The 10,479-nt window shown below is 40.8% G+C and carries 15 protein-coding genes; 5 read left to right on the plus strand and 10 right to left on the minus strand.

Annotated features, from left to right (window positions below; genetic code table 11):
* Nucleotides 1-288: 288 nt before the first annotated feature.
* Nucleotides 289-579, minus strand: coding sequence for a hypothetical protein (locus CF168_RS22190; protein ID WP_014611547.1), 291 nt, complete (start codon nt 577-579; stop codon nt 289-291).
* Nucleotides 580-603: 24 nt separating this feature from the next.
* Complete coding sequence (locus tag CF168_RS22195) at nt 604-906, minus strand: hypothetical protein (RefSeq protein WP_011918373.1); 303 nt, start codon at nt 904-906, stop codon at nt 604-606.
* A 521-nt stretch (nt 907-1,427) separates the two neighbouring features.
* Here CF168_RS22195 and CF168_RS22200 point away from each other — a divergent pair.
* Nucleotides 1,428-1,670: a CopG family ribbon-helix-helix protein gene (locus CF168_RS22200; protein ID WP_089069049.1), complete on the plus strand. Its 243-nt coding sequence runs from the start codon at nt 1,428-1,430 to the stop codon at nt 1,668-1,670.
* 413 nt (nt 1,671-2,083) lie between these two features.
* Here the strand turns inward: CF168_RS22200 and CF168_RS22205 are convergent, their stop codons facing one another.
* Both CF168_RS22205 and CF168_RS22210 read right to left on the minus strand, forming a co-directional pair.
* Nucleotides 2,084-2,347, minus strand: coding sequence for a hypothetical protein (locus CF168_RS22205; RefSeq protein WP_089069039.1), 264 nt, complete (start codon nt 2,345-2,347; stop codon nt 2,084-2,086).
* A gap of 64 nt (nt 2,348-2,411) precedes the next feature.
* Nucleotides 2,412-3,281, minus strand: a complete 870-nt coding sequence (locus CF168_RS22210) for a phage integrase N-terminal domain-containing protein (protein ID WP_089069040.1) — start codon at nt 3,279-3,281, stop codon at nt 2,412-2,414.
* Nucleotides 3,282-4,569: 1,288 nt separating this feature from the next.
* On the opposite strand from CF168_RS22210, the gene CF168_RS22215 reads away from it, so the two are divergent.
* Nucleotides 4,570-5,262 (plus strand): replication initiation protein, encoded by a 693-nt coding sequence (locus CF168_RS22215; protein WP_089069041.1) that lies wholly within the window; start codon nt 4,570-4,572, stop codon nt 5,260-5,262.
* Nucleotides 5,263-5,356: 94 nt separating this feature from the next.
* Nucleotides 5,357-5,803, plus strand: coding sequence for a hypothetical protein (locus tag CF168_RS22220; protein WP_226770135.1), 447 nt, complete (start codon nt 5,357-5,359; stop codon nt 5,801-5,803).
* 191 nt (nt 5,804-5,994) lie between these two features.
* Here the strand turns inward: CF168_RS22220 and CF168_RS22225 are convergent, their stop codons facing one another.
* From CF168_RS22225 to CF168_RS22250, 6 genes are all read right to left on the minus strand, one after another.
* Nucleotides 5,995-6,342, minus strand: a complete 348-nt coding sequence (locus CF168_RS22225; protein WP_089069043.1) for a type II toxin-antitoxin system RelE/ParE family toxin — start codon at nt 6,340-6,342, stop codon at nt 5,995-5,997.
* 1 nt (nt 6,343) lies between these two features.
* The gene (locus CF168_RS22230; RefSeq protein ID WP_089069044.1) at nt 6,344-6,601 is read right to left on the minus strand and encodes a type II toxin-antitoxin system Phd/YefM family antitoxin; all 258 of its coding nucleotides are present in this window, start codon (nt 6,599-6,601) and stop codon (nt 6,344-6,346) included.
* Between the two features lie 161 nt (nt 6,602-6,762).
* Entirely contained in the window at nt 6,763-7,395 is a 633-nt protein-coding gene (locus CF168_RS22235) for a tyrosine-type recombinase/integrase (RefSeq protein ID WP_089069045.1), read from the minus strand.
* A 140-nt stretch (nt 7,396-7,535) separates the two neighbouring features.
* On the minus strand, nt 7,536-8,051 hold the full coding sequence (locus CF168_RS22240) for a hypothetical protein (RefSeq protein WP_089069046.1): 516 nt from the start codon (nt 8,049-8,051) through the stop codon (nt 7,536-7,538).
* 20 nt (nt 8,052-8,071) lie between these two features.
* Nucleotides 8,072-8,605: a hypothetical protein gene (locus CF168_RS22245; RefSeq protein ID WP_089069047.1), complete on the minus strand. Its 534-nt coding sequence runs from the start codon at nt 8,603-8,605 to the stop codon at nt 8,072-8,074.
* A gap of 117 nt (nt 8,606-8,722) precedes the next feature.
* Nucleotides 8,723-9,232: a DUF4468 domain-containing protein gene (locus tag CF168_RS22250; protein ID WP_089069048.1), complete on the minus strand. Its 510-nt coding sequence runs from the start codon at nt 9,230-9,232 to the stop codon at nt 8,723-8,725.
* Nucleotides 9,233-9,773: 541 nt separating this feature from the next.
* On the opposite strand from CF168_RS22250, the gene CF168_RS22255 reads away from it, so the two are divergent.
* Nucleotides 9,774-10,109 carry a type II toxin-antitoxin system RelE/ParE family toxin gene (locus CF168_RS22255; RefSeq protein ID WP_011918370.1) on the plus strand — a complete coding sequence of 112 codons (336 nt, stop codon included), beginning with the start codon at nt 9,774-9,776 and terminating at the stop codon, nt 10,107-10,109.
* The gene (gene nadS, locus CF168_RS22260) at nt 10,106-10,393 is read left to right on the plus strand and encodes a NadS family protein (protein WP_011918371.1); all 288 of its coding nucleotides are present in this window, start codon (nt 10,106-10,108) and stop codon (nt 10,391-10,393) included. Before CF168_RS22255 ends, nadS begins: the two co-directional genes overlap by 4 nt.
* The last annotated feature ends 86 nt before the right edge of the window (nt 10,394-10,479 follow it).

A 10,479-nucleotide genomic window follows, 5' to 3' on the forward strand; every position in this document is an offset into this window, starting at 1 on the left:
GGTGATGAGAAGAAAGCGTTGGAAGGAATAAATTATGACCATTGTTGATTATATCTTAGTATCATCCCCGTTGCTGTTAGTGGTAGCTTTAGGTGTAATGTATTTTAAAAATCATCATAAAGACTCTAACTAATAAAATTTTCATTATAAAAAAGCCTTGTAAAAACAAGGCTTTTTTATGCCATAAATTTGGTTTTGTTATCTAATCCCCCCGATTTGAAAATCGTCCGGATAGTTAAAAAAGCAAAACCGGTCAAAAAATTTATAAAACAATTTTGCATTGCAAAATTATCTACGCCTTCTAAAAAAAGCACTTGGCAGATAAAACAATGGAAATAACACAGTATAAACAACCGCATACAATGCACTGTGCGGCTTTTTTGAAGCAAAATATTTACAATAACCCCAATAGCCGATCAGCGTAAAAGTAAACGAAACGGAAGCCGCCACAAGATATTGGCTCGATAGGGTGACATCGGACTCCTGAATCGCAAGCCAGGCAAAACCCAGCATACAAGATGAGATGATCACACACGGCAACGCATGGGCCCAAAACGCATTCAACGATACTTTATCCATTAAAAACAACCTCTCGATTACAATTTATGCTTCTCTAATCATTGAAAAGCCATGCTTAATCCCACTAAGACACTCTCTTTCAATATGCTTTTCACTACCCGCTAATGAGGCAATAGCTATGCCGATCTCATTAGCTAAATCACATACCTCAATATCCTTCTGTGGAAGATCGCTTAAGGCTGCCATTAGCTTAGTTATGAACATTTCAACATCAACTCGATTTGATACAGTGGCTTGTTCACGCAAGTAAGCCTCAAGAACGGCAGGATTGGCGAGCGCCGCAGCTTTAACTTCTGCAAATGGAATACCTTTAACCTTGTTATTCACTATTATCCACCTTGATTTTGTAACTTTTTCAATAATTGAGGTTGCTTGATTCAATTATCACAGGGAAGGAATTGAGCGCCGGAATGGAGCGAATATATCCAAGTGAATAGGGCAGCCTGATTTATCAAGGTAGGCCTACTTCACACATCCTGCCCAGTATTATATTCCGCATTTATCCATGTTTTTTTACGGTTATTTAGCGGTTTCAGTGCGTAAAAGCTCAACCATACAAAAAACCGCTATAAACCTGAACAATACGAAGAAAAGCCGTGGTATATCAGTGGTAAATACGCGCTATATACTGGCTATATACCTTCCATGCCCTACATCCTACACGGGATAATCAATACGTCTCAATATGGTATCCGTCATATAGGTTTTATGGCCTAACTATATTGATACGTATTTACTCAAACTTGATTTTGAAACAAAATCAAGTTCAGATTGGCTATAAGCACAGCATGACAACTGGATACCAATCGATGTAATGTCGTTTTACATCTTCTATGTTGAGGTTTGCTATGAGTGTCATGTCAGTACGCTTATCCGATGAAATCGAACAAAAGCGAGTACAGCTTGCTCAGTTAACAGGTAGAACGAAATCTTGGCTGGCGAAGCAAGCGACTCAGGATTATCTAGCTCTGGAAGCATGGCAAATAGCAGAAATCCATGCCGCGCTATGCGAAGCAGATGCTGGTGATTTTGTGTCAGAAAACGAAATGAACGCCAAGTTTAAGCGTTGGGGGGGAATGAATACAGATTGAGTTAGAACTATTCTTTAAAACCTTTGTATAAGACCACTCCGGATGCGATGACTAAACCGAGTGTCACGAACATGACGAAGATAGACCATAGTTGTAGCTCACTCATAATATACCTCTGCTCAGTTTATGTTCTTCCGCGCTGTTAATGTTAACAACCACCCCATGAAGGAGCAATGCAAATTGCCCTTACGCTAAGATAAAAAATGCTTATCTAAAGGGGTAATTTTGCAACTCATAAATAACCGTTAATGCTGAAATCATGCTCACGTTTTTTTGCATTGCAAAATTATCTCTCGAAAATGATGCTAAAAAACGGCAAATACGGCCCACCCTTTTGGCCCTTATTTTTTGCATTGCAAAAATCCATTGCATTTAACGCGCCTGTTTCACGGTGTTGCACTGTGCAACACCGCCTAGAACGGCATGGTTTTAAAGCTAATATTCTGCTTATTGTCATCGAGCGAGCGCAGATACACTGGCTCAGATTCCTGCCCATTTTTATAATGGCTATTCAGGTAAGCGGTCTCGTCTAAGTGGGTGATTAGCGCCTTGATCACCTCTTGGTACTTCTCAGGAACCCGCATCACCACAGTCTTTTCATACTTGGTTTTACGACCAGCACCAGGACGAGCGCCGCCATGCTGCCCTTTTACAATGGAAATTTGTTCTTCTTTCATAGCTCACCTCCATTTTATTTTCATATTAATTATTATACTTGAATAAGTTACAAAATCAAGTTACTTAACGACCTAAATACACAGCAGTAACTTGTAACCGGCTATGCCCTAACTCACCGGTTATCACAGTTCTGGCGTACCTATCAGCGGCTTGTTGCGCCGCGGGTAATGAACCAACAGAAACACCCGATACCGCCGGACATTCAAAACCGGTCAGTTCCACATAACGGCGATGAGCGTAGCTGTGCCTTAACCCATGTGCCCTATCCAATCCAATTTTTATACAGGTATTTTCATAGCGTTTCATTTGCTGCACATAACTGAGTTCTTTCGGAATAAGCGATCTGCCGGCAGCTAATGCTTTCGCCTCTGCCAATAGTTCATGCTGAGCAGCCGTTAAAATCTGGATCGCGCGATCTCGACCGCCTTTGCACCAGGACGCATCAAGTACCAAACGATCACCCCGATCCGCTTTCGCCGGCTGGATCTTCATGGCTTCTTCACGCCGTAATCCAAACGCTGCCTGCAGGCGCAAGGACATTTGCACATACTGATCGGTTATCAAATTTAGTCGCATATCACTCAATTTTCGGCTCTTATTTTCATTGGTGACATACACTCTACGGCTAATCCCCACCGAGTCATTGGAGCGCGGTATAAGGCCATTTTTACCGATTTTTTCCGCTAACCACCGTAGATGTGCCATACGATTTTTAATCGTGCCCAGGGCAAGGCCCTCAGCTTGCCAATGAGTAACTAATGCTTCGATGTGCTTAGGTTTTAAATTATTGAGTTTAAGCCCTTTAAAACCCAAGGCAACGAGCTGTTTATCGACTAATTTTATGGTTTTGAATCGTTCTGATTTAGTCGCAAAAGAGCTTGGGTTGTGCTGCCGCAATAGCTTGCTGGCCTCAAAAAAGAAATTGGTCGCCATAATGCACCTTGAAAAAGTTACACAATCAAAAAATAGAATTTAATTTTGAGATAAAAAGCACGCCCATTCGGGCGTGTTTTAAGAGGAATATATTTCTCGAGGGCTAACAACACGGCGACCTATTTCTAGGCCATTTCGGAATTCAGTTCAGTGTTAATGCTCGTTCTGACTGCCGACACAGAAAGAACCCACCGGCAAACCGGTGATATTGAGCGAGTGTTGTTACGGGCAATTGCCCAAATGGTGTGGCTCTGTTGAGCGCAAACATCCAAATATAATGACCCATAAGCTCTGTTGAGCTTGGAGATTACTAGGTGATCAAAGAGGTTTCGTTATTTGGCATCAATGGATGCGAGGTGAAGAAACTTGACTGTACCTCATGCTAAATTACAGCGCAAGCCACTGCTTCGGCGTCACGCCTCAAAAAGCAAAAAATGACGCTACCCCCGCATGAGGAACACCATTTGGGGGTAGTGTCACTCCCTTAAAATGGAGTGACACTACCCCGCTTGACGTCATTTTTTGCTCATTGAAAGAACTAGCCACTTTGCTCTTGGCGATAGACTTCGCTAATCACCTATCGCTCAGAGGCCCTAAAATGCGTTTTAAGCAACATTTTTAAAAAATGGCATGTTGCTATACGTTTATCTTTTTAGCGGGTTTTACAGCGTTTTAACCATGTTAGCATTGATGATAGAGGTGGATTTACCTCCTTCCTGCTAGACCTGAGCGAAGCGATGCTTTTAGCAAGAAGTACAGCACGTTTGTTGTTAAACGGTCGGAGACAAACGGAACTAATAGCGAGGTTTTTATGCTCGCCCCTAGCGAAGCTAGGAAATGGCGAGGCATTAATGGGTAAGGGTGGAGCCTTTAGGCGAACTAGGGCGAAGCCCTTGGTCGCGGCGCAGCCGCTGCTCTTGGGGGCGCCGGAAACGAGCGAAGCGAGGGGAAGGGCCGGCGGGGGCAAAGCCCCCTGGAGGGGTTCTTACTTCCCGAAATTTTAAAGTTTTCCACATGATTTTTACTTTGTAAGATCTTTATCTTTCTTGTTTGTATAGATCTTTCTTGTTTGTAGCACCTCTGAACACCTTGATACGCAATGATTTCAGCGGTGATAGGTGGAGAGATTTACGGTGAAAAGCACTTTATAGGAGGAGAGATTTACGGTGAAAACAGAACTGATAGGTGGAGAAATTTACGGTCATATCCACAAATTAAAGAGAAGTTAATTTACAACTATTCCTCCTATATGTAAGGTGGAATAATCTATCAACAATATCTCCTTTGTATGAATTCAAAACTTGCAGTAACGAAAGCAAATAGCCTTTTAGATGCTCGATATAGACTTAATGTACAAGCACAAAAGTTGGTTTTAGCCTGTCTGAGCAAGGTAGATCCTCGACCAGATTCAACCCCGTTAAAAGAGGTCAGGTTATCAGCCCTAGAATTCTCAGAACTTATGGGGATAGATATAAAAAACGCGCATAGAGAGCTATACAAAGCGGCAGATTTACTTTTTAAATCAACCATAACGCTCTATGAGAACGGTGAAGAAATAGAACTATATTGGATTCAAGAAAAAGCAAAAAAAATTAAAGGTGATGGTGCAGTTAGGTTGGTTTGGTCTGATCGCGTATTAAAATACATAACTCAGCTAAAGAGTAATTTTACTACCTACAAATTACGCAACATCGCAAATCTTCAGTCTGCACACTCGATCCGTCTTTACGAACTGCTTTCACGTTTTAACGACAAAAACTTTAGAAACATTAGTCTAGATGATTTCAGATACGCATTAGGCGTCGATGATAAATATCCGCTTTTCAAAGATCTAAATAAATGGGTGATAAAGCCTTCCGTTCAAGAATTAAACCAGCGGAGCGATCTTGTTATCACATACGAAACCATCAAACATGGAAGGAACGTAACCGCACTAGCTTTCACCCTGAAACCAAACAAACAGTTGAAAATGGATCTCTAGAAACACCTAGGAAAGTTGTAGCATTCACACACATTAGACATAATGAAACACATGCAACACCACCGGTCCATTGACCATAAATTGGATGCAACACATGGCAAAGTTAAATCTAAGTCAGGCTGCTAAAGTAGTAGGTAAGAACAGGGTTACACTTTGGCGACACATCAACGCTGGCAAGCTTTCAGCAGAAAGAGACCGTGACGGAAATCCATTAGTTGATACATCAGAACTACTTCGTGTTTATGGAGTGCTGAAACAAGATGCAACACATGAATCAGAAAAAAAGCAACACAATGAAACACCATCATATGAAGAGCTTTTGCAGCTAGTAAAAGAAATGCGGAAAGAGCAATCTGAAATGAAATCGCTCATTCTCGACTTAAGCAATAGGCTTGAATACAAACCAGAAAACCCAACATTTCAACATGATTATGTAACGAAATCAAAGCCTGAATCAGACCCTGAGTGGCCAAAAGAAGTTAAAACGCTAGCAGATATAATGTTAAGAAATGAAATTAAGGCTAAATACCTCAAAGACTAGCATTAAACGCTCCCCTAGCCTCAATAGCTACCTTCACGTTGGTGTGCTTCTTGTTGGCTATAGCGCATACTTTGGATAGTAAGGTGCTCATATCGTCCCTCTTAAAAACAATCCCCATTGATAAACGATAGAGTGTGATAATTTTGCAATGCAAAAATGTATTACAATTGAAATACACAAATAAGTGAAGATTACTTATAAACCAAGCAATGATTAATCAACTGATTCTGTATACTTTGCCGTTGGCTCAAAAAAAGTAGCACTGTAATAAGGGCTTCACCATTAACGTAGCTAACCTCGTACAGTATTCTAAAGTCCTCTTTAATCGCATGCCTTACCTGAGTAACGCCAAGCTCAACTAACTCTTGGCATAACGCATGGCTCAAAGGATTTTGCGTCACGGATGATTCAAAGGCATCAATAACAGCCTCAATTCTCTCGATAATCGAGATCTCGTCATTCCATTGGGAGTAGTGAGATATGGCGCTATCTACGGTGTCTTCAAATGTCTTGGTATATTCCAGTTTCACCACAGACATACTACTCATCCTTTAAAGCGAGTTTACGATTAGCCAAACGCTCCTTGAATACACTTGATGAGATCGTGCGACCATTTTGTTGATCACTTTTCGCAAAACTGACCAACTTCAGTAAAGCAATCGCCTCATCGCGTCGATTTCTATCAGCAACCGACTCAATAACGTAAGCAGGGACACCATTTTGAGTAATAATCATCGGCTCATCGAGGGGCAAACTCGCTGCATTTTTCTTCAAAAAACTGATTGTTTCTATGTTCATAAGTTTGTGCCTGGTTGATTGATTAGAAATAAGGGAACCCCATTCACTATGGCAATAATCATATCATGCGACACACTAAAGACCAAAAAAAGACCAAATTTAGCCTTTCTTTAATGAGGTAATGTTAATGCATTTTTTGCATTGCAAAAAAGGATATCGACTTACCCCCAAGCATTCATCACTAAGCTGTGCCGTTCTTCACTCAGTACCTGCAGATAAATTTCCGTGGTTTTACTGTCGCTATGGCCCATGAGTTGACTGATCACATGCAGAGGTACTGGAGGATTAGCCGTGACCATTGCCACGCCAAAGCCATGCCGTAAACCTTTACCGGTCGCTTGCGCCCCCACAATACCCGCTCTGTGCATGACACGTTTCACTAGGCGATAAGCGGTAGGTCGACTCTGCGGCCATAACAGACTATCAGCATGAATCTCACGGCGTAGCTGTGCACGCAGGCCAAACACCAAATCCAAGTGCTCAATCAAAGACGGCGGCACCGGCACACTGCGATACTGTGCTTGCTTCAACCGGCCATGGGGATCTGTTTTGTGTTTCTTAAGGGAACGAATAACGATTGCCGCATCCTCGACCATCACATGCCTGGGCGAGATCGCTAATGCCTCAGACGGGCGACAACCGGTGTAATGCAGGACATGGCAAAACATCCGCTCACTTGGCGATTCTAAGGCACTGGCATCGAGGAAACGCCGCCGTTCTTCAGCGGTTAAATACAACCGCTCACCATCAGGCGTAAATAGGCGCATTTCAGGGGCAATATCGGGGTTTTGCATGGGGTTGAATCAGTTCTCTAGAGATTTGATTCATCTTAAGGGAAAAAACCGCCCCAGAATAGCCGCAAACGGGGCAATAGGGCGGGTTTTAGGGGCTCGCGTGAATCAGTCTGGTGTAGAGTGATTCACGAACTCGGTAATTAACAAACGCATGATGTGTTAGTTTTTTCATTGAGATAATCGATTGCGAATTCAATATAAGACAACAAATCCTCTACGTATCTAGGGAAAGAATACTCGGCATCATCAGGTTCTAAGTTTATTGTAGGTAACAACGAAATATCAATTTCATCGTTAAAATGCGGGTATATTTTATGTGTAAGGTAATTACGACGAACAATTATAAACGATAAGATCTCACTAAGTTCATCAGTCACTAATTCAGATGATTTACAAGTACTAGCAAGCTGACCTAGCATTGCTCGTTCGAGATCATATTTGACCTGAATATTAGCGGTGAGAACAACAGATTTTAGAGCTGACTCCAATTTACCAGACATCAAAATCAGACGCCCCAAGCTTTCACAAAATCTCTCGCTCTTAAGCAACTCTTCATAAAAATCTAGAGACATGATGCGATTACCCCTGAACACATAATAACCAAATAATAAACTGCTGCCGAACACTTTAACAGTTAGTTTGTCTTTAAAAATCATTCGTTTTCAACAAAAAATCGCTATTCTTGAATAAGTTTTTGCCATTCCATATTTAGAGTATCAAAAGCCGCTTTGCTCCCTGTAAAATCAACAATTCCTTGTTCTATCCGGTAAGCACTTGAGCCAGAACGATGTTTAACAGGTGCAGTTGTAACCTCAAATCTTACTTGGCTTTCATCCATTTTTATAAAGCTTTCTTCAGTTAGTGAATCTAGCAACTGATTTTTGAATAAACATTTTGTACTACCCCTATATTTTTGTGAGCCATAAAAACTAAGATATAAGTCCCTCTCTGAAAAAATGGATTTATTTATATATCCATAAAAACCTTTACCCCCAAAACACCAAACAAGCCCAACTGGAATTGTAGGTAACTCACCAATTGCAGGCTTGATCAACATTAGGCTTACAGAATCACCATTTTGAATTTTCCATAAATACCAACCTTGGTATTTATGGATCAAATTAACAAAAAATCCAAGGCTATATTCTTCATAATAGCCCACATCAAAATCACGCTCTGATGAGCCCCAAAATTTAGATAACCACCCCATATAACACCTTCATATCATTACATTCTAGCTATAAAAACTGTTGAAGATTACGAAAGCAACGATCGCACCGAAGGAGCGAATAAACTCAAACACAGCAGTTATAACTACCGCAACTTACTAAAAATCGTTAATGCCTCCGATTGAATCTTCGCTTCGCAAGATAGTCTCAAATGTTTTTGCCATTAATCCAAATTTTACTAAAATTTGGTCGTATCCATACTTGGATGGCAATGTCCATGCAACACATTCGGAGCCAGCAGGTACACCGGATAGAAGTTCGAGTTGTAATCGAGCTTTACCATCTTTTGCAAGAAATCTAATATCATAGCTAGAGTAACAGTATGGGCTGATCGCTGAGTCAATCATCTTCCACTGAACAAGCCCTTTACCAATTAAAGAACCTTCAGATTCATCCTCAACTCTCATTACTTCCTTGCTATCACCATAAACTGTAGCAATGTGATTTCTGGCTTTTTTCCACAATTCAAGCTTCTCACCCTTTAAGTCTAAAAAGGTATAAATTTGTGGTTGGATATCTGATTGTGATATTGGATAACTTGATGAATCAGTGCTTGTACAACCTTGTATTGAAAAAGTAAGTAAAAGGCTAAAAATTATATTCTTCATTTAATAAACTCCGAAACTTAATTTGCTTGCTAAGATTTATTAATCTGCATACGTGTCTAACTTATTAGATAGAAAATCGCGCACTTTTTAAGACAAACGTATCAGTTTTTCGTCAAATACGCTATGCGCATCCGGCGTTTTTCAACGCCTATTATCTAACCTACATAAAATTTAAATAATTAAATTTTAATTGTTTTATCTTTATAGCCTTGGGATAACGCATACGTATATTGACTAAAATGCATTCGAAAATAAGAAATTTTGAATATAACCGTATAACGATTATGTTTTGACACTAGTAGTGAATAACGCCGAGCAGAAAAATTGTAGGCCAATGAGATAACCAGTGTCTGGTTAAGCGCTCGGCACTCAGGCAGTTAGGGAAAAGCGCATTAACCCGAAGCCAGCGTAAAATGACGGCATTTGGGTCTGATTCACTAAAATGTGGGCCTAATTAGCAATGGCAAATAGCTCTGTGTTGATTACTATAAATCAAAAGTGTACAATGTACACCTTGAGGGTAGCATAAGGATTTTGATTAGTGAGCCATGCTATTGAGTTTGTCGAAACCTCGATCTTTACAAGACAGATCAAAGAACTTGCAACAGATGACGAACTAAAGGATTTGCAAGCAGAGCTTATTGCTCAGCCAGATAAAGGCGATATTATCAAAGGTACAGGTGGCTTACGAAAGGTTAGAATGGCTGTAGGCAACAAAGGGAAGAGTGGCAGTATACGAGTGCTATACGTCCTTGCTCTGGCCGACAAGATTTACCTGGTACTCGCTTATCCAAAATCAGTTAAAGAGAGCCTAACTGCGGAAGAAAAGGCCAAGTTAAAACAAATCGTTCAATCACTTAAAGGAGAGAGCAAATGAGTATATTTAACGAACTTCAAGCCTCCCTTGAGGAAGCTGTAGAAATTCATCATGGCCTCAAAAAGCCCGCCAGAGTAACGCGTTATGAGGTTGCCGACGTTAAGTCAATCCGTGAAGATTTACTTAAAGTCACGCAGGCCGAATTTGCTGCGACTATGGGGGTCAGTTTAGACACAGTTAAAAGCTGGGAAGGTAAACGCCGCAATCCAGCAGGATTGGCAGCTAAAGTGCTTGCAACGATTCAGCAAGATCCCAAAATCTACGCTGTTCTTGCTGCTCATTAATATTATTCAAAGGCTCTTCTTGGGCCTTTGAATTAACCAACATCTTAAGCATTCGGTAGCTATGATAAATATGTTTGCTATACCGT

It is taken from the genome of Shewanella bicestrii (assembly GCF_002216875.1).
GTDB classification, from domain to species: domain Bacteria; phylum Pseudomonadota; class Gammaproteobacteria; order Enterobacterales; family Shewanellaceae; genus Shewanella; species Shewanella seohaensis.

Bases quoted from the DNA above. Each gene is read 5' to 3' on its own strand.
- CF168_RS22210 (WP_089069040.1), bottom strand. From the start codon at position 3,281: ATGGCGACCAATTTCTTTTTTGAGGCCAGCAAGCTATTGCGGCAGCAC.
- CF168_RS22205 (WP_089069039.1), bottom strand. From the start codon at position 2,347: ATGAAAGAAGAACAAATTTCCATTGTAAAAGGGCAGCATGGCGGCGCT.
- CF168_RS22215 (WP_089069041.1), top strand. From the start codon at position 4,570: ATGAATTCAAAACTTGCAGTAACGAAAGCAAATAGCCTTTTAGATGCT.
- CF168_RS22225 (WP_089069043.1), bottom strand. From the start codon at position 6,342: ATGTCTGTGGTGAAACTGGAATATACCAAGACATTTGAAGACACCGTA.
- CF168_RS22200 (WP_089069049.1), top strand. From the start codon at position 1,428: ATGAGTGTCATGTCAGTACGCTTATCCGATGAAATCGAACAAAAGCGA.
- CF168_RS22245 (WP_089069047.1), bottom strand. From the start codon at position 8,605: ATGGGGTGGTTATCTAAATTTTGGGGCTCATCAGAGCGTGATTTTGAT.
- CF168_RS22240 (WP_089069046.1), bottom strand. From the start codon at position 8,051: ATGATTTTTAAAGACAAACTAACTGTTAAAGTGTTCGGCAGCAGTTTA.
- CF168_RS22250 (WP_089069048.1), bottom strand. From the start codon at position 9,232: ATGAAGAATATAATTTTTAGCCTTTTACTTACTTTTTCAATACAAGGT.
- CF168_RS22190 (WP_014611547.1), bottom strand. From the start codon at position 579: ATGGATAAAGTATCGTTGAATGCGTTTTGGGCCCATGCGTTGCCGTGT.
- CF168_RS22220 (WP_226770135.1), top strand. From the start codon at position 5,357: ATGGCAAAGTTAAATCTAAGTCAGGCTGCTAAAGTAGTAGGTAAGAAC.
- nadS (WP_011918371.1), top strand. From the start codon at position 10,106: ATGAGTATATTTAACGAACTTCAAGCCTCCCTTGAGGAAGCTGTAGAA.
- CF168_RS22230 (WP_089069044.1), bottom strand. From the start codon at position 6,601: ATGAACATAGAAACAATCAGTTTTTTGAAGAAAAATGCAGCGAGTTTG.
- CF168_RS22235 (WP_089069045.1), bottom strand. From the start codon at position 7,395: ATGCAAAACCCCGATATTGCCCCTGAAATGCGCCTATTTACGCCTGAT.